This is a genomic window from Phaeobacter italicus (assembly GCF_019801785.1).
Taxonomy (GTDB): Bacteria; Pseudomonadota; Alphaproteobacteria; order Rhodobacterales; family Rhodobacteraceae; genus Phaeobacter; species Phaeobacter italicus.
In genome coordinates this window covers 771,384-790,438 of sequence record NZ_JAHVIJ010000001.1, presented here as the reverse complement: position 1 = coordinate 790,438, position 19,055 = coordinate 771,384, and the positions used below count along the sequence as shown (strand labels likewise).

The 19,055-nt window shown below is 59.4% G+C and carries 13 protein-coding genes; 8 read left to right on the top strand and 5 right to left on the bottom strand.

Translation table 11 applies throughout. The features are described 5' to 3' along the window. Positions 1–2: 2 nt before the first annotated feature. From KUV39_RS03675 to KUV39_RS03665, 3 genes are all read right to left on the bottom strand, one after another. Entirely contained in the window at positions 3–1,487 is a 1,485-nt protein-coding gene (locus KUV39_RS03675; protein ID WP_222458950.1) for a phosphatase PAP2 family protein, read from the bottom strand. Positions 1,488–1,650: 163 nt separating this feature from the next. After that, positions 1,651–3,423 (bottom strand): adenylate/guanylate cyclase domain-containing protein, encoded by a 1,773-nt coding sequence (locus tag KUV39_RS03670; protein WP_222458949.1) that lies wholly within the window; start codon positions 3,421–3,423, stop codon positions 1,651–1,653. 122 nt (positions 3,424–3,545) lie between these two features. Next, a complete protein-coding gene (locus tag KUV39_RS03665) occupies positions 3,546–4,034 on the bottom strand; it encodes an Lrp/AsnC family transcriptional regulator (protein ID WP_222458948.1) in 489 nt (162 codons plus the stop codon). A gap of 92 nt (positions 4,035–4,126) precedes the next feature. Here KUV39_RS03665 and KUV39_RS03660 point away from each other — a divergent pair, with 92 nt between their 5' ends. Both KUV39_RS03660 and KUV39_RS03655 read left to right on the top strand, forming a co-directional pair. Further along, entirely contained in the window at positions 4,127–5,329 is a 1,203-nt protein-coding gene (locus KUV39_RS03660; RefSeq protein WP_008561282.1) for a methionine gamma-lyase, read from the top strand. 181 nt (positions 5,330–5,510) lie between these two features. Then, entirely contained in the window at positions 5,511–7,904 is a 2,394-nt protein-coding gene (locus KUV39_RS03655) for a 1-deoxy-D-xylulose-5-phosphate synthase N-terminal domain-containing protein (RefSeq protein WP_222458947.1), read from the top strand. A 73-nt stretch (positions 7,905–7,977) separates the two neighbouring features. Here KUV39_RS03655 and KUV39_RS03650 read toward each other — a convergent pair whose 3' ends face one another. Further along, a complete protein-coding gene (locus KUV39_RS03650; protein WP_222458946.1) occupies positions 7,978–11,226 on the bottom strand; it encodes a chemotaxis protein CheB in 3,249 nt (1,082 codons plus the stop codon). Positions 11,227–11,461: 235 nt separating this feature from the next. Here KUV39_RS03650 and KUV39_RS03645 point away from each other — a divergent pair, with 235 nt between their 5' ends. From KUV39_RS03645 to KUV39_RS03620, 6 genes are all read left to right on the top strand, one after another. After that, on the top strand, positions 11,462–12,139 hold the full coding sequence (locus KUV39_RS03645; protein ID WP_046210315.1) for a hypothetical protein: 678 nt from the start codon (positions 11,462–11,464) through the stop codon (positions 12,137–12,139). Between the two features lie 488 nt (positions 12,140–12,627). Continuing rightward, complete coding sequence (locus KUV39_RS03640; protein ID WP_050672614.1) at positions 12,628–13,764, top strand: ABC transporter substrate-binding protein; 1,137 nt, start codon at positions 12,628–12,630, stop codon at positions 13,762–13,764. Between the two features lie 103 nt (positions 13,765–13,867). Beyond that, positions 13,868–14,788 (top strand): branched-chain amino acid ABC transporter permease, encoded by a 921-nt coding sequence (locus tag KUV39_RS03635; protein WP_008560713.1) that lies wholly within the window; start codon positions 13,868–13,870, stop codon positions 14,786–14,788. After that, positions 14,788–15,771, top strand: a complete 984-nt coding sequence (locus KUV39_RS03630) for a branched-chain amino acid ABC transporter permease (protein WP_222458945.1) — start codon at positions 14,788–14,790, stop codon at positions 15,769–15,771. The genes KUV39_RS03635 and KUV39_RS03630 overlap by 1 nt, the downstream gene beginning before the upstream one ends. 1 nt (position 15,772) lies before the next feature. After that, the gene (locus KUV39_RS03625) at positions 15,773–16,543 is read left to right on the top strand and encodes an ABC transporter ATP-binding protein (RefSeq protein ID WP_209034029.1); all 771 of its coding nucleotides are present in this window, start codon (positions 15,773–15,775) and stop codon (positions 16,541–16,543) included. Further along, positions 16,540–17,229: an ABC transporter ATP-binding protein gene (locus KUV39_RS03620; protein WP_222458944.1), complete on the top strand. Its 690-nt coding sequence runs from the start codon at positions 16,540–16,542 to the stop codon at positions 17,227–17,229. Before KUV39_RS03625 ends, KUV39_RS03620 begins: the two co-directional genes overlap by 4 nt. A 51-nt stretch (positions 17,230–17,280) precedes the next feature. Here the strand turns inward: KUV39_RS03620 and KUV39_RS03615 are convergent, their stop codons facing one another. After that, positions 17,281–18,831 (bottom strand): trimethylamine methyltransferase family protein, encoded by a 1,551-nt coding sequence (locus KUV39_RS03615; protein WP_222458943.1) that lies wholly within the window; start codon positions 18,829–18,831, stop codon positions 17,281–17,283. Positions 18,832–19,055 lie beyond the last annotated feature (224 nt).

Here is a 19,055-nt window from a genome sequence, read left to right as displayed (position 1 = left end):
CCCTAGCCGAGGCTCACAGCAGACCAGGGCGTTGGCCATTCCGTTGCAGCCTTATCCAGCAGCCGGTGCAGGGTCGGGACGGCAATGGGCTGCCACGGCGTGCCGTCAGGCGCGGCAGGGGCTGGGGTCATCAAACACGTCCAAATGCCCGCGGCGATATGGCGTCCGGCCATCGAATCCGATGGATAGTGCACTCCGATCCGCTCTCTGTTGACGGCGATGCGATGGGCCACGGTCAAAAGCGGGGAGGGCACGACATGCTCGCCCGTCATGTCCTCGTAGGTGGGCTTTCGCAAAAGGGCCCCATCCGGGAGTTGAACGGAGGTGCCTGATCCATCTGCCTTGTATCCGCTGACCACACCGAAACGTTGCGCGATGCCTGGAATTTCCAGCAGCAGCAATGACAGGAAATGAGCCAGAAATCCGTGACCGCTGGGAAAGGCCGGATGGGCGGGCGGGCCAAAGGGCACGGTGAGACCGGGCCGCAGAACCGATGGGCGCACCCTTTTGAAATAGGCCTTGTAGCTCATGTAGGCGACATTGCCGAGCGCGAGCCCCATATCGATGAGCTTGAGCGTGAAGGGATGATCAAAACTGTTCGCGCCAAGGAAATGGATCAGATAGGCCGGCAGCCCATCTGCCTGAATATCGCATTCCACGAGATACTGTTGGCGGTCATCTTCCATGTACATCTTCAGGATCTCAAGCTCTGCCTTGATGATGTCAAAGGCCTCCTCAGCCCTTGTTCGGGACACGGCCACGGTCGGGCCGGGTTGGTAGCGCCACAAGAGGTCGCGGTCTTCCAACCAGCGGGTGCCGACGTGATCGGGATGCCAGCGTTCTGGCTGGCTGGCGAATTCCAGCGCGGCCAGCGTCGCAGGCTCAGAGCGATCCGCCGCGCGCAGCCATTCGCCCAGATGCGGATCAAACGGCAACGCCCAGAAACGCAAGGCAGGATCCCAATCCTCGGTCGTCCATTCCAGAACAACTGGCGCTGCGGCCGGATCCTGGGGCAGCTGGTAGGGGTTGATGATCATCGACAGTGGAAAGGGTTCACCGCCTGCATTGTCGGGGGTAAAGTCGAGCGTCCAGGGCAAGAGGCCCAATTCGGCCGGTGTGGCGTAGTAGCTGCGGATGCTGCCAACGCCCGCATCCGCGCCATTGCCCAAGAGATAACCGTTGTCCTCCAACCCGAGGCCAAGCCCGTTGCCCAGTCCGCTGCCCAGTCCGTTGCCAAGCCCCAATCCCAGACCGAGACCAAGGCCCTGACCATTGCCCAAACCCAACCCAAGGCCGAACCCCTGACCCAGGCCAAGCCCGTTTCCGAGGCCAAGACCAGAGCCAAGCCCCAGCCCACGACCAAGGCCCAAACCCAGACCGTTGCCCAATCCATTGCCCAGTCCGTTCCCTAGCCCGAGCCCCAATCCAAGGCCGAGCCCGTTGGCCGCTTGTCCGCCCCTTGCGGTGCCCGCGTTTTGTCCAGTCATCGTAAATCCCCCCAAACACTCTTCAATAAACGCAACAATATATCTCAGCCGCCCTGCACCTGGCCGAGCGCCCTGCCGTTTTCCTGCTCTGCCTTGTTTTGATCTTTCCTGATCGGGGTTCTGGGTCATATGCCCGGTTTGCCCCGCAAAATGGCGATCAGCCTCAGGCGGGCAGCCCCGCGAGGAGCAGCCCCTTGGTGAGTTGTTCAAGTGCGGATTTCGATTTCAATGGATACCACGTCGCGAGTTTGGAGACGGAATAGTTGGGATCGAGCGCCAGCAGTTCCTTCCCGACTTCCTGCGCTTCTTCTGTCTGGCCCAGCAGGGCCAGTGCCGCCGCCAATAGCCGAAGCGCCGCGATAAATCGTGGCTTGTTCCTGCGGGCGTTTTTCAGAAAACGGACGGCTTCTTCGTAGTCCTCTTCGACAAACTCCGCGAGGCCGGCAGCGGTGAGGAAAAAGAAGTTGAGTGGGTCGTTGGGGGTCAGCCGCCAGACGTTCAACAGGCGCTTGCGGGCCTCTTTGCCATCACCAAGATAGGCATAGGTCGTCGCACTCAAGCCCCAGGCAATGGGCAGGTTCATATTGCGCGACAAAGCGTCCTCGAAGAGTTCCAGCGCGTCTTCGGGTTTGTTTTCATGCAGGCTGAGCACATGGGCACGCACCGAAAGGGTGAGCGCATCCTCCGGGTCCAGCTCGACCGCGCGACGGGAATGTTTGATGAGGGTCAGAATGTCATTGCGCAGATCCTTGGAATGCCCCTCGGCCAGCCAGAAATTCATGCACCACGCGAGATAGGCATGGGCCTGGGCATAATGGGGGTCCAGTTTGACCGCGCGGCGCAACAACTCGATCGCCTCATCATAGCTGCCGTCGTCAAGCTGGTAGAGACGGGATAAGGCGCGAAGAACACATTTGTAGGCATCCAGACTGTCTGGCGTGCGCCCGCCGATGTGTTCAGCCTCTGTGGACAGGACTTTGGGCTCCAGCATGGCGAGGATGGAGGAGGAGATTTCGTCCTGAAAGGAAAACAGATCATCCAGAGCGCCGCGGTAGGTCTGGGCCCAGATGGCGCGATTGTGGAGCACATCCATCAGTTCAGCGAAGATGCGCAGCTGGTCCCCGTGGCGTTCCACCGCCCCGGTCAACAGATATGACACACCCAGCTTGCGGCCGATATCGGCAGGTGTTTCCTGGGTGCCGCGAAATTCCAGCGTAGAGGTGCGGGCCATGACAAACATGGCCCTGCTACGCGAAACGCCAGAGATGATTTCTTCGGTGATCCCATCGCCAAAGTAATGTTCGTCACCGTGGCTGCTGCGATCGTCGAACGGCAGCACCGCGAGCGTAGGGCGATTTGACCAGTCGATGTGGGGTTGCAGCGGGCGCTGGCCTGCATCTGCGGCGCTGACCTGATAGACCTGCACGGTGCGGTCGATGTTTTTCAACAGGGGCGCGCCAAGGTCGTGAAACCGCAGCTGCATCTTGCGCCGCACGATATCGCGCACCAGCTGTGTGACCACAACCATTCCAGGCTCGGCCATCTGCTGAATGCGCGCGGCGACAACCACCCCATCTGATTGCACAGTGCCCGCGTCGTCGATCACGTCGTCGATGTTGACGCCGATCCGCAGCTGCATTGGGTTGTCGGTGGGTTGCTCTTGCGCGGCGCGGGACTGAACCCTGAGTGCCCATTGAACCGCTTCGGTGGCGCTGGCAAATTCCAGCAGCAACGCATCCCCCGCATCAGAGCGACGAATGCCGTGGTAGTTGCGCATCTCGCGCAACAGAACCGTGTCGCGCAGATCCTTCCAGCGCCGGACGGTTTCCGGCGTGTTTGCCTCCATATGGCGCGTGTACCCCGCAACATCGGCAAAGGCGAATGCCGTCAGCCGAGTGGTGAGTTTCTGCATTGATGTCTGGATTGGCCCCTGCATGGAAGTAGTCCCGCCGCCTAAGGCCTTAGTATACTCAAATGTGGAAAATTTGAAAGAATGCGGCGGTGTTAATTATGTAAGTGCCTGCTATTGGGGCGCCATTTTCCACTCGGCCGGGGATGTTAGCGATGGACATTGCCGACATCCGGGAAAACTGCCGTCTTTTTCACCGTTCCATAGACAAAACTCGTGTCGATAGAGCTGATGCCGCCGATCGGGTGCAGGCGGGCGCGGACGAAACGTTCGTAATCTTCGAGGTCGGCGACAACCACGCGCAGCAGATAGTCGGCAAGGCCGGTCATCACGTAGCATTCCAGCACCTCGGGCGTGTCGCGGATGTGGCGTTCGAAATTGGCAACCACGCCCTCAGTGTGGTTCTCCAGGCTGACGCGAACAAAAACCGTCACGGGAAGGCCGTAGATGCGTGCATCCACGTCGATGCTGTAGCCGGTAATCACACCGTCCTTTTCTAGATTGCGCAATCGGCGCAGGCAGGGAGAGGGCGAAAGATTGACGGCAGCAGCAAGGTCGAGGTTGGTCATGCGGCCGTTGCTTTGCAGCGCGCGAATGATGCGACGGTCGGTTGCGTCCAGTTTGGGTGTTTGTGGCATAATATGCCAATCCTTTCGTTATCTGGGGTGAAAATAGCAACTAATAGCCTTTGGTGCCAGCGTAGCATTGCGGAAACACGAGGGAGATTTCCATGACCAAACCTGGTTCCAGCTTTGCCACCCGCGCCATTCACCACGGCTATGACACCCAATCGCAGCAGGGCGCGTTGAACCCGCCGCTCTATCTGACCTCGACCTTCACGTTTGAATCGGCCGAGGCCGGCGGAGAAATGTTCACAGGCGAGCGGGAGGGGCATTTCTACACCCGGATCTCCAACCCGACGCTTGATCACCTGGAGCAACGGATTGCCAACCTTGAGGGGGCTGAGGCGGGGCTTGCGACGGCCTCTGGCATGGGCGCGATCACGTCGACCCTTTGGTCGTTTCTTGCTGCCGGGGATGAGATCATCCTGGATAAGACGCTATATGGCTGCACATTTGCCTTTATGACCCACGGCTTGCCGCGCTTTGGCGTGAAGGTGCGGCTGGTGGATATGACCGATCCCGCCAATCTGGTCGAGGCAATCAGCACCAAGACCAAGCTGGTCTATTTCGAAACCCCGGCAAACCCGAACAACCGTCTGATTGATATCGCGGCGATTTCGGAAATCGCCCATAAGGTCGGCGCCAAGGTTGTGGTCGACAACACCTTTGCCACTCCGGTCATCACCCGGCCAATCGAGCTGGGCGCAGATATCGTGGTGCATTCGGCCACCAAATTCATCAGCGGCCATGGCGATGTGATTGCCGGTCTGGTTGTGGGCTCCAAGGAGGATATCACCCAGATCCGTCTGGTGGGGCTGAAAGACATGACAGGCGCGGTGATGTCGCCCTTTAGCGCGATGCTGCTGATGCGCGGCCTGAAAACGCTGGAGCTGCGGATGGAACGCCACTGCGCAAACGCGCAGAAGGTGGCAGAGGCGCTGCAATCCCACCCGGCGGTGGAGCGGGTTTATTATCCGGGTCTGGACGGGTTTGCCCAAAACGATCTGGCCAAGCGGCAGATGGCTGGTTTTGGCGGCATGATCCCGTTTGAGGTCGTCGGTGGCAAGGCGGGCGGTATTGCCATGATGAACCGCCTGGAAATGATCCAGCGCGCCGTGTCTCTGGGCGATGCGGAAACGCTGATCCAACACCCGGCGAGCATGACGCATTCGACCTACACTCCGGAAGAACGCGCCGAACACGGCATCGCCGAAGGCCTGGTGCGGATGTCCGTTGGCCTGGAAGGGGTCGATGATATCATTGATGACCTGATGCAGGCGCTGTCGTCACATAACGCCTACGCCGCCTGATGGTCTGGGGTGGGCGCGCAGTCTGCGGGCCCATCCCATACCCTGATCCACCCCAGCCTTGCCCTGACCAGCCCCTGCGCCAATTCTATGTCGAATGGTGCAGCCGGGAGCGGTGCGTCCTGACGATCAGGACAACAGCCCGCGTGCCGGTCAGCCTATCTTTGTCGTGATGAGGTTCCCCATGGCCCATAATGCCCAAACTCCCGTGCCACCTTCAGCAACTCTCAAGACCATTGAACAGCGGCTTTTGTGGCTGTCCCACTGGATGATCCACAACGCAAACCACCTGCGCGCCAAGGAAGACGGCATCAAGATCGGCGGCCATCAGGCCAGCTCTGCCTCTATGGTGTCGATCATGACCGCACTGTATTTCAGCGCCCTGCGCCCAGAGGATCGGGTGGCGGTGAAACCTCATGCGTCGCCCATCTTTCATGCGATCCAGTATCTGATGGGCAACCAGACCCGCGAAAAGATGGAGAATTTCCGCGGCTTTGGCGGCGTGCAAAGCTATCCCAGCCGGACCAAGGATATTGATGACGTGGATTTCTCCACCGGATCTGTGGGTCTGGGCGTGGCGATCACCTCCTTTGCGTCCATGGTACAGGACTATATCACCGCGAAATCCTGGGGTGCGGACGCGCCGCAGGGGCGCATGGTGGCGCTGGTTGGCGACGCTGAGCTGGACGAGGGCAACGTCTATGAATGCCTGCAGGAAGGCTGGAAAAACGATCTGCGCAACACCTGGTGGATCATCGACTACAACCGCCAGTCCCTTGACGGGATCGTGCGGGAAGGGCTGTTTCAGCGGATCGAGAAGATCTTTGACGCCTTCGGCTGGGATGTGGTGAAGGTAAAATATGGCGCCCTGCAGCGCGCGGCCTTTGAAGAGCCGGGCGGCGACAAGCTGCGCCAGTGGATCGATGATTGCCCCAATCAGACCTATTCTGCGCTGACCTTCATGGGCGGCGCGGTTTGGCGTGCGCGCCTGATGGAGGACCTTGGCGATCAGGGAGAGGTCAGCGCATTGATCGACCGGCGCTCTGATACAGAGCTGGCGGCGCTGATGGAAAACCTTGGCGGCAACTGTGTGAGCACAATGGCAGAGACCTTTGCCGCCATCGACCATGACCGCCCGGTCTGTTTTCTGGCCTATACGGTCAAGGGCTGGGGCACGCCAATCGCGGGCCACAAGGACAATCACGGCGGCCTGATGAACAAGAGCCAGATGGCGGAATGGCAGCGCTATATGGGTGTGGCCGAAGGCGAGGAGTGGGAGCCCTTTGCCACGGTCAAGGATCCTGCGGCGCTGCAGGGTTTTCTGGATCAGGTGCCGTTCTTTGCAAAGGGCGCGCGTCGCTACAATGACGCACATCTTTCTGTTCCAGCGGTCGAGGTAAAGACGGATCGGGAAATGTCGACCCAGATGGGGTTTGGCAAGATCCTTGATGATCTGTCCAAAGGGGATAGCGATCTGGCTGCGCGGATCGTCACCATGTCACCGGATGTGACGGGGACCACCAACCTTGGACCTTGGGTCAACCGGCGCAAGCTGTTTGCCCGCACTCCCCAAGCCGATGCCTTTATCGAACACAAGATCCCCTCTACCGCGAAATGGGAATTCACCCCCGACGGTCAGCACATCGAACTGGGCATTGCGGAGATGAACCTGTTCCTGCTGCTTGGGGCTGCGGGACTGTCCCATTCGCTGTTTGGCAAGCGGCTGATCCCGATTGGCACTGTCTATGACCCGTTTGTGGCGCGCGGTCTCGATGCGCTGAATTATGCCTGCTATCAGGATGCGCGCTTCATGATTGTTGGCACGCCATCCGGGGTGACGCTGGCGCCGGAAGGTGGTGCGCATCAATCCATCGGATCACCGCTGATCGGGATGAGCCAGGATGGCCTCGCGGCCTTTGAGCCTGCCTTTGTCGATGAGCTGGCGGTCATCATGGAATGGGCCTTCGACTATCTGCAACGGGACGGAGACGGCGACCCGGACGAGCGCACGTGGCTGCGCGATGAAACTGGCGGTTCGGTCTATCTGCGGCTGACCACCAACCCGATTGAACAGCCCGGCAAACGCGTCGACGATGATTTCAGACAGGGGGCGATTGATGGGGCGTACTGGTTGAAAAAGCCCGGCCCGAACTGCGATGTGGTCATTGCCTATCAGGGGGCGGTCGCGCCGGAGGCGATCAAGGCGGCTGCCGCAATTGGTGAGGGGCGCCGGGATGTCGGGGTTCTGGCTGTCACCTCGGCCGACCGGCTGAATGCAGGCTGGACCGCCGCCCAGCGGGCCCGCGCCCGTGGCGTGGCGCAGGCGCAAAGCCACATCGAGACGCTGATGGCGGGCTTGCCTGCGCATTGCAAGGTCATCACGGTGATCGACGGCCACCCGGCGACCCTGGCATGGCTGGGCAGCGTTTGGGGGCACCAGTCGATCCCCCTTGGGGTTGAGCATTTCGGCCAGACCGGCACCATTGGGGATCTCTACCACCACTTTGGCATTGATGCCGAGGCGATCGTGCATGCCGCTGATGGTCTGACAGCGGGGCGGCGGCTGAAAGCCGTCTAGCAGGCCCGACGATGGCAAAGCAAAAAGGCGCAGAACTCTGCGCCTTTTTTGTTGGGTCATACAGCGCGCCGGATCAGGGGTGCGCGTGGGGTTCCGCCTCGCGGAAGATGCCAACCAGGTCGGTGGTATTTCCATCCTCGCCCTTCATCGCAATCCCGTGGCTTTCCACCCAAACGATGGTGCCGTCAGGTTGGCGCAGTCGTTTGATAAAGGAAAAGCTGCCACCGGCCTCAATGGCTTTTGCCACAGATCGCTCGACGCTCGGGGCATCGTCTGGATGGAAAAAGTCAATCGCGGATCCGAGTTCAGGCGTGTACTCCTCCGGCGTCAATCCGTGGATGTCATAGACCCGCGGTGACCAATAGATCTCCTGCTCTTTGCCGGTGATGGACCAGAAGCCAATTCCGGCCATATCGGTGACCAGCTTTGCCTGTGCCAGTTGACCTTCTGCGGCTTTGCGGGCGTTCACGGTTTCGGTGACATCGGTGCCGATGGTAAAGATTGTCGGGTCGCCATCGGTGGGGTGCGGGATCTGATGCCGGGCCATGTTGATCCAACGAACGTCTTTTTTGCCAGGCATCGTGAGCTGCACCAGATCCTGCGTGAAGCCGCTACTGTCACTGAGCACTTTGGTGTCATCTTCAAACAGCTTGCGACGGGCTGCACTGATGCCAAGGGAGAAGACGTTGCGCGCCAGCGCGTCCTCTCGCTTGACGCCGAGAAGTTCGGCATAGGAGGCGCTCATCCGCAGGATATCACCATCGCGGCTGCGGTTCATGAGGAACAGGCCGGAGTTCTCCAGGATCATCTCCATCTCATGGGCCATGGCCGGGAATTCCGACACAACCATCGTCACGCCGAGGATTTTGCCGTTCACGTCGAAGTAAGGCGAACAGTTGATGCGAACCTGTTTGCCACCGGCTGTGAACTCCTCCGTCACGGTTTGGCCAAGCCGCAGCGCATCGTTGCACATGGGGGCAAGCGGCGGATAGCCGTCAGGACATTCGCATTGGCTGATATGCGGGCTGGAAATCGGTCGACGGATGCCAAACAGGCGTGTTGCGGCTGCTGTCGCCTGCGTGATCTGAAGCGCGCTGTCCGCGACGACAATCGCCAGTGGTGTGCTTTCCAGAACAGAAATCAGCTCGCCTGTGCGACCGTTCAGTTCGGTTGCGGTGACCTGCAATTCTTCGTTGACGGTGATCAGCTCTTCGTTGGTGGATTGCAGCTCTTCGTTGGAGGTTTCCAACTCTTCGTTTGTGGCCTGTAGTTCCTCGTTGGTGGACTGCAGCTCTTCGTTCAGGGATTGCAGTTCCTCGTTGGAGGTTTCCAGTTCCTCGATGGTCTGCTGCAGCGCCTCGCGGGTGGTCGCCACCTCGTTCTCCAGCATCCGGATCCGCTCGTAGTTGGGATCGCCGGGGTTCTGTTCTGCCGCGGTCGCTGCCAGTTTTGCACGGTCGACCGTTACCGGGGTAAAGACGACAAGCGCTGCACGCTCGCTGATTTCCTTGGCGACGATGGGAAAGACGTCGAGCCGGATTTCTTCATCGTCGTTTTCCGCCAGCAGATGACGGACGCCCCCTTTGCGGGCCCCGTTCTTGAGCGCGATGGTTATGAGACTGCGGGCTTCCTCGCGCAGCGGACTGCGCAGGAGATCAAGATGCATCCGGAGCGAGCTTTTCTCGCTGACCTCGATAAACGGGCTGACGTTGCCGTAGACCCGTGCGATCGAGAAATCCTCGGTCACCAGGATCGAGTTCTTGCCGAGCGACTGCGCCAGCGCCTCAAACAGCTGCCGGTCCGTTGAAGGGCCGGGGTCAACAGGGGGGTTGATGACCGGACGCTGGACCATGAGCGGCAGATTGGGCATCGAGTAGGGCTGGCCGGACGTCGCCCGGAGCGAACGCTTGTGGTAGACATGCGTGGCCTCGCGGTCCTGCACAAATAGCTCATCAGATCCCGCGATGCTTTCAGCGGTGCCGAGAAACAAAAGCCCGTGGGGCGCCAAGGCATAGTGAAAGCGCGACATCACCCGTTGTTGCAGGGCGGTGCCGAAGTAGATCAGCAGGTTGCGGCAACAAATCAGATCCACCTTCTGAAAGGGCGGATCCTGACAGACGTTGTGGTCGGAAAACAGAACCGCATTGCGCAGGTTGTCGATGACCTTCACGCCGTCGGTCTGCCGGACCAGGTATTTATCTGCCAGCTCGGACGGGATGTCGTTCAGGGCTGACAGCGGGTAAACGCCCGTTCGGGCAACGCGCAGCGCGTCTTTGTCGATGTCGGTCGCAAAAATCTGCACATTGGATTTGAACTGGCTTGTCGGCTCGCCCAGAACCTCGGCCAGGACCATCGCCACCGAATAGGCCTCTTCACCGGTGGCACAGCCGGCAATCCAGATCCGCAATGGGCCGGGGCCTCGGTCCTTCAGGAGCTGCTGCAGCATTTTGCGCAGATGCTTGAATTCTTCCTTGTCGCGGAAAAAGCGGGTGACCGAAATCAACAGATCCTTGAAAAGGGCATCCACCGCCTGCGGGTTTGCCCTGCAGAACTGGGTGTAGTCCTCCTGGCTTTCGATCCCAAGCGCCAGCATGCGCCGTTCGATGCGACGGTTGATGGTGGTCTGTTTGTAGTCGCGAAAGTCGACGCGGGTGCGCGCCAGCAGGATCTGCAGCAGGTCAGCCAGAGGTCCGTCATTGTTCGCAGATTCAGAACGGAATTCGGCAAAATCCCGTGGGCTGGACAGAATTTTGGAAATATTGGCGCCAATCTGGCTTGGCCGCAAAATCAGATCCACGCAGCCGCTTTGGATGGCTGCGACCGGCATGCCGTCGTATTTCGCGCTTTCTGCCTCCTGGGCAATGGTAATGCCACCGGATTCCCGGATCGCCTGGATCCCGTAGGCGCCATCGCTGCCGGTTCCCGACAGGATCACCCCGGCAGAGCGCGCGCCGCGATCTTCGGCAAGCGAGACGAGAAAACGGTCGACTGAGGGGCAGGGGGTTCCCGGCTCTGAATTGGGATCTGCCAGCAGGACCAGTTTGCCTTCCCGGCAGATGACATCATGCTTGGGAGGGGTGATGTAGATCACGTTGGCCTCTGGTGTTGTTCCGCTTGCAAGCGTTTCAACGGTGAGGTCCGTCTGGCGCGCAACCAATTCAGCCAAAAGGCTTTTGTGGGTTGGCGACATGTGCTGCACGACGACATAGGCGGCTGGCAGATTGCCCGGCAACGCGCTGACCAGCTCCCGGATGGCTTCCAATCCGCCAGCTGAGGATCCGATCCCGATCAGTGTCAGGTTGTCGCTTGATTGCGTTGTCATTTGGCTGCCTATCTCTTAAAGTATCAAAACCTGTCTGAAGCATTCACCTTCCCGGGTCTATGGGCATCTGACGACTGGCGTGTTTTTTTCTGGTTGCTTCGGTCGGTGCGAGTTCGTGTTATGGTTGTTTAACGCTTGACGTTAGTCTGAATTGGAAATTACGCTTTGTAAACGAAATGTTTAACCTTCCTAATTATAGGTTAAATATATAACGGCGTGAGTTAGGTTGGTTGACATGAATATTTCCAGAATTTCAGACGTGGCTGACCGCGCAGATGGTCATAGACGTTTCGTCGTAAACCTGACGGAGCGGGGCGCAGATGATATCATTCTGAAATCCTGCGAAGTCCTGTCGCACAGCTTTCGCAACCGCGTCTCCTTTAGTGCGCAAATGCGTTGCAGTGAAATCTTTCACGAGCAGATCAGCACTGCCATTGACGAATGCCTGCAGGGGCTGGGCGAAGGGCACCAGGTGCTGTCGCTGCCTTCTCTTGTCGTTGAATTGCCCGGATTAATCATGGCTGGCGCCCATGTCATCGCCTCTGCCGAGGAAGATGGCGTTCGTGCCATTATCGTGCGGTTCCGGATCAGCGTTGGCAGCATGGCCCATGCGTTCCTGCAGGACGTGGGGTTCGGCGCTGGACTGGAGGAAACCACCCGCGAGCTGAGCGCGCAGGTGCTGAGCGAGATTGCCATGCCGCTGCTGAATGTGCTGGCCGCGTCAGACACGGGCCTGGTCGACAGCGAGCGGGCGATTGGTGTTCTGGGGCAGCAATTGTCTGAACGCGTGCACGAGATTCGGTTTAATATCGAGATGGTGAAGCGGTTCACCGAGCAGCTTGAAAGAGACCGAAGCGGTTCGCGCGTTGGATTTATTGAATTCCAATCGAATGAAAAATTGACCTCGAACTGAGATTTTTTATTTCTCTTTTACGGTCCCAAAAAATCCAAAAACTGTTTCCATCTTGGGTTTGACCCGGCATTCGGGTCGTCCCCAGAGCGTGCGTTGCTGCCCAGATTGAGCAGCGGCTCCATGCGATTTGTCCGCCACCTATGAGGGTGATCCGGCGTTCGGTTGATTTTCCGTAGCGCGCTGGTTCGCGGTCGGAAAGCTTTAAGGTTTGATATTTTAAGCTTGAACCAAATCACCTGATCAGCCTAGGCTCGACTCAGAGGCCGGTGAACCGGCCCATTGGACCTGTGCATTCTAGAGGGATGATGGGGTGTTCTGGCAGAGCGCGCGTAAGACGGTGCGGGCTGTGCAGTTGGGCAACTGTCGGAAATCTTTCACAAAGACCGGCAAAATGCTGGCGCCGCGCGGTTCAATCGGAAAGAGTAAGCTGCGAGGAGCTGCCATCAGAAGCGGCCCTCTTTGCTCAGACAGACCAGGGAGATGGACCTATGAAGACCCTCACTACAATGGCGCTGGCGACAGCGGTATCCGCGCTGGCAATGTCCGCGGCAGCAGAGACCAAGATCGGCATGATCACAACCCTGTCCGGCGGTGGCGCGGGCCTGGGTGTTGATGTGCGCGATGGTTTCATGCTGGCGATGGAACAGGCCGGACGTGACGATATCGAGGTGGTGATCGAGGACGATCAGCGCAAACCCGAAAGCGCGGTGCAGATTGCCGACCGCATGATCCAGTCCGAAAAAGTCGACATCATGACCGGCATCATCTGGTCCAACCTCGCGATGGCGGTTGTGCCCGCAGCAACGGCGCAGGGTGTTTTCTACCTGTCACCGAACGCAGGCCCGTCTGCACTGGCCGGTAAACGCTGCCACGAAAACTACTTCAACGTGGCATGGCAGAACGACAACCTGCACGAAGCCGCAGGCGCCTATGCAAATGATGCAGGTCTGAAAAACAGCTATATCCTTGCGCCGAACTATCCGGCGGGCAAGGACGCGCTGACCGGGTACAAGCGGATGTACCAAGGCGATCTGGCGGGCGAGACCTACACCAAGCTGGGCCAGACCGACTATGCCGCCGAGATTGCCCAGATCCGGGCCTCCGGCGCCGATAGCGTTTACTTCTTCCTGCCCGGTGGCATGGGGATTTCCTTCCTCAAGCAATATGCCGACAGCGGTGTTGATCTGCCGGTTGTTGGCCCTGCCTTCAGCTTTGATCAGGGCATCCTGCAGGCGGTCGGCGGTGCGGCCCTGGGGATCAAAAACACCTCGCAGTGGAACAAGGATCTCGACAATCCGGCCAACACGGCCTTTGTCGCCGCCTTCGAGCAGAAATACGAACGTCTACCGTCCCTTTATGCAAGCCAGGGCTACGACACCGCAAACCTGATCCTCAGCGCGCTGGACAAGGCAAGTGTCGATGACAAAGACGCCTTCCGTGCGGCGCTGAAAGCGGCTGAGTTCGACTCGGTCCGGGGGGATTTCAAGTTCGGTGACAACCACCACCCGATCCAGAACATCTATGTTCGCGAAGTCATTCAGGAAGGCGATGTATTCACCAACAAGATCATCGCAACCGGTCTGGAAAACCATGCAGATGCCTACGCGGCAGAGTGCAAGATGTAAGACCGCTTGAACCGTGCGGGGCGATTGAAACGTCGGCCCGCACGTGACCTATACCCAAATGTCGTGGGGGCCCCGTGTGCCTCTGCCTTGGTGGAACTAACTCATGTCCCTCATTCTTATACTGGAGCAGATCCTGAACGGGTTACAGTTCGGGGTGATGCTCTTTCTCATGGCGGCCGGGCTGACGCTTGTTTTTGGTGTCATGGGGCTGATCAATCTGGCGCATGGTGCGCTTTATATGGTGGGAGCTTTTGCAGCGGCGATCGTTGCGGCCTGGACCGGCTCCTTTGTGCTGGCGTTGGTTGCCAGTCTGGCGGCGGCAGCTGCGGCGGGTGCGCTGGTCGAACTGCTGGTGATACGCAAGCTGTATGACCGGGATCATCTCGATCAGGTTCTGGCCACCTTTGCGCTGATCCTGATTTTTTCCGAAGGCACGCGCTGGGTCTTTGGCTCATTTCCGCTGTTTCTTGACGTGCCAAGCTATCTGTCCGGCCCGATCAGCCTGCCGGGGGGCATTGAGTATCCGCTTTATCGTTTGACCATCATTGCGATTGGTCTGGTCGTGGCGGCAGGGTTGTTCTGGCTGATTGCCCGCACTCGCATTGGTATTCAGATCCGTGCCGGAGAAAGCGACCGCGAGATGATTGCGGCCCTTGGTGTCGATATTTCAAAGCTTTACACGCTGGTCTTCGCCTTGGGCGCGGCGCTGGCGGGGCTGGCTGGTGCGCTGGTCGGCGCGATCCAGTCGGTGCAGGTGGGCATGGGCGAACCCGTGCTGATCCTGGCCTTTGTTGTGATCGTGATCGGCGGCATCGGCTCGATCAAGGGGGCCATGGTCGGTGCGCTGCTTGTTGGGCTGACCGACACCCTGGGCGGGGTATTCCTGCCGCAGCTCTTTGGTCTCTTCATGGAGCCAGCCAGCGCCACATCGGTTGGCGCGTCGCTGGCCTCGATGCTGATTTACATCCTGATGGCAGCCATCCTGTTGGTGCGCCCGTCCGGTCTCTATGGGGGGCAGCACTGATGAACAGGGAAAAACTGTTGAATGCGGCGGTGATCCTTCTGCTGCTTGCGATCCCGTTGTGGGCGCATATGGCGGAAGAGCCATTTCTGATCACGCTGGCGACGAAGGTTGCCATCCTCGCCCTTGCTGGCGTCGGCCTCAACATCGCATTGGGGATCGGAGGTCTTGTCAGTTTGGGCCATGCGGCATTCTTTGGCATTGGGGGCTACGCGATGGGGATCCTTGCGGCCCACGCGCAGAATTATGAACCGCTGGCCGAGTGGCCAATGCTGATCGAAGGCACCAATCAGATGCCGGTGATCTGGCTGGTCGCGGTTGTCGCCAGCGCGCTGGCGGCGCTTGTGATCGGCGCGCTGTCGCTGCGCACCTCGGGTGTCTATTTCATCATGATCACCTTGGCCTTTGGGCAGATGCTCTATTACTTTGCAATCAGCTGGACGGCTTATGGCGGCGAAGATGGTCTGTCGATCTGGGTCCGCAATGAGTTTCCGGGATTGAACACATTGGTTCCGCTAGAGTTTTTCCTGATCTGCTACGTGATCCTTTGTGCCGCCTTGTGGTTCGCAGCGCGTCTGGCGCGTGCGCCCTTCGGCCTTGCGCTGTCGGCGGCGCGCCAATGCGAGGCACGGGTCGAAACCGTTGGCATCACCCCCTATCAATTGCGTCTGACCGCTTTTGTGATTTCCGGGGCAATCACCGGTCTGGCCGGGGCGCTGTTTGCCGATCTGAACCGCTTCGTCAGCCCCACCATGCTCAGCTGGCACACCAGTGGCGAGATCATGATTTTTGTCATCATCGGCGGCGTTGGACGGCTGTTTGGTCCGGTCATCGGTGCAGCTCTTTTCATTTTGCTGGAACATCTTCTGGGCGGGATCAGCGACTATTGGCAGATCTATCTTGGCGGTCTGTTGCTCATCATCGTGCTTTACGCCCGTGGTGGCGTGATCGGTGCAATCAGCGGACGGGAGGTGGCCCATGACTGACATGACTGATCCAGCAGGGGCAGATCAGGTGCTGAAGGTCAGCGATCTGAGCAAATCCTTTGGGGCATTGCAGGCCAGCAAGAACATCTCGTTGGACCTGCGGGCTGGCGAAATTCATGCACTGATCGGCCCAAACGGTGCGGGAAAATCCACACTTATCAAGCAGATATCAGGCGAACTTCGCCCAGACAGCGGATCTGTGTCTTTGCTCGGACGGCCGGTGGATGATCTGGACCGCGTGGCACGGGCCCGGATGGGGCTGGGGCGGACCTTTCAGATCTCGGCCCTGGCGATGGAATTCACCGTGCTGCAAAACGCCGTGCTGGGCGCCCTTGGCGCGAGAGGTGGCGTGTTCCGGTTCCTGGGCAATGTGATGCGCGACAAGGCGTTGGTTGCGCAAGCGGAACACGCCTTGGAGCGCGTCGGTCTGTTGAGTGATGCAAAACGGCGGACTGCCGATCTGTCACACGGCCAGCGGCGTCAGTTGGAGGTTGCGGTCGCTCTCACCTTGCAGCCAAAGCTGTTTTTGATGGACGAACCCATGGCAGGTCTTGGAGCAGGTGGATCGCAGGCGCTGACCGGATTTTTGGATACGCTGCGACATGAGGCGCCGATCCTTTTGGTTGAACATGACATGGATGCGGTCTTTGCCTTGGCGGACCGGATCAGCGTGCTGGTCTATGGTGAGGTCATCGCCACTGGCACCACAGAAGAGATCCGCAACAACGCAGAGGTGCAGCGCGCCTATCTGGGTGAGGAGGAGCCGGTATGACGCTGTTAAAAATGGAAAAAATAACGGCGTCCTACGGCCCTTCGCAAGCTTTGTTTGGCGTTGATCTTGAGATCGGCGAGGGCGAAGTTGTCGCCCTGATGGGTCGCAACGGTATGGGGAAATCGACCACGATCAAGACAATCTGCGGCATGTTGCCCGCCAGCGGCGGGGCTCTGACGTTCGCCGGGACGGATCTGCGCAAACTGCCCTCGCACAAGATTGCGCGCCTTGGGGTCGGGCTGGTGCCTGAAGGCCGGCGCTGTTTTGCGCCCCTGACTGTCGAGGAAAATCTGACTGCTGCCGCCCGTCCGGGGCCGTGGGATTTTGCGCTGGTGGCTGAGTTGTTTCCCCGTCTTGCAGAGCGACGGGATCAGACGGCTTCGTCCTTGTCTGGCGGCGAACAACAGATGCTGGCCATTGGCCGCGCCCTGATGATCAACCCTCGGCTCCTGATCCTGGACGAGGCCACAGAGGGGCTGGCGCCGGTGGTGCGGCAGGAGATCTGGGCGGCCATTGCCCGGCTCAAGGCAGAAAGCGGTCTGTCGATCCTCGTGGTAGACAAAACCCTGCGCGAACTGGCTGCCGTGGCGGATCGGGCTGTGATTTTGAACAAGGGCACATCGGTCTGGGCTGGGCCCATGGATGGCTTGAGCGACGAGTTGAAGGACAGCTATCTCGGCGTTTAGAAGAGGTAAAACAACCCGGATAATTATCTATCCGGGTTGTTTTTCAGTCCTTTACGCGGGCAAGTGAATGTTGAACCTCTCCCGCAATGCCTGATCCAGTATTGGATCGAATTGCGCTTGTGATGCTTGGCTCAGGATCTGTTCCTTGCGCGCGATTGCCTTTTCGATCAGATCGGGTTTGTCCAGCTCAGCCCATTCCTTTGGTGAGGTGCGATCGCCGAAGGTCGGGTAGACAAAATCCTGCTGCATCCGGCTGAGCGTGGCATCTGTGCCGAGGTAGTGACCAGTCCCACCCAGGCAGACCTCGGCAATCTGGTCGACGGCGAGTGTGTCCTCTGTCACCTCGATCCCACGAACACAGCGCATGGCCTGGCCGATCAGATCGTCGCTCAGGATCAGGGATTCCAGACAAAAACCCAAGAGCGAGGCATGCATGCCCGCCGCTTCGTAGATCATATTACAACCAGACAGCCCGGCCATCACGTTGGAGCACATCTGCTCCCATCCGGCCTGCATGTCCGGAAGCTTGCTGTCTGACGCACCCGCCGCAGCGCCGCCCGGCAGGTCATAGTAGCGATGCATCTGCGCACAGCCCGCCGTAAGCAGCGCCTGCTCTCCCGAGCCGATGGACATGGCCCCGGTCCGCAGATCCAGCCCGAAGGGCCATGTGCCAAAGATGGCAGGCGCGCCGGGTTGGACGGCGTTCACATAAACCAGTCCTGCAAGGCATTCCGCAACCGCCTGGACAATTGCGCCGGCAATCGTTGAGGGGGCTGTCGCCCCGGCCATACCTGCGGACAGCAAGAGGACAGGCATCCCCCCCTTGATGCACAGTTCCATCACCTCGCAGCTTTCGGTCGCAAACTTCATCGGTGGCACAACAAAGCAATTGGAATTGGACACAAACGGGCGCGCGCGCCATTTGTCTTCGCCTCCCGCAATCATGTGCAGCATCTCAAGTGCGGGGGGAACATGGCTTGGCTCGGTAAACGAGGTGCCGATGTGTTTCATTGTGCCAGAGCAGCTCGCGTAGACGGTATTGAGATCCATTTCCATGTTATCGAGGATGTCGCGGCAGACCATCGGACGTTGCAGGAAATGGACGTTGTCCAGCTGGTCGGTGATGCGGGCGGCATCGTGCAGATCCTGCACAGTGGAATCGCGGTATTCCTTTCCGTGGACGTCCACAACATGAACCGCAGCCCCCGCGGTGCCATAGTGCACCCGCGTCCCGGAGAGATCGAGATCGTTCTTGGCATCGCGGCTGTACAGCGTGATCGACCTGTTTGCCTTGGCAATCGTGTCCTCGACCAGCGCGCGGGGAAAACGGATGCGGCCATCATCGCCCAGAATTGCGCCAGCCTGCGTGAGATAGGCGATGCCGCTCTCTGGGGCGTCGGCCAGGCCGATCCGCTCAAGTGCATCAAGGGCGGCGTGGTGGATTTTGTCCATGTCGGCAGCGGACAGCGGATTGAGGGTGCCCCCCTCTAGCCCCGCGCGGATGGGGCGCAGATGGTCGGGCAGGGCCGAGGCGCGCGCAGCGCGGCGCGCAGAACGTCCGCCGGAGCGCGCAGCCCGGGGAGAATTGGATTGGTCAGTCATGTAAGGTCTCGTTGGGTTGGCAAAAGGGTCTTGAATTGCTCAACCCGGAAACGGTCGGCCTCTGGCGGCGCGACCGCGCGCGGCACCAATGGTGCGCCCGATCAGCGAGATCATCCAGCGATCGCCAGTGGCAGGGGCTCTCATGCCGCTCTCCTCGTTTCCTCTAGGAATGCTGGCACTTTTGACGACGGATTCTATCCTGTTTGCGACCTACGTGAAATTTG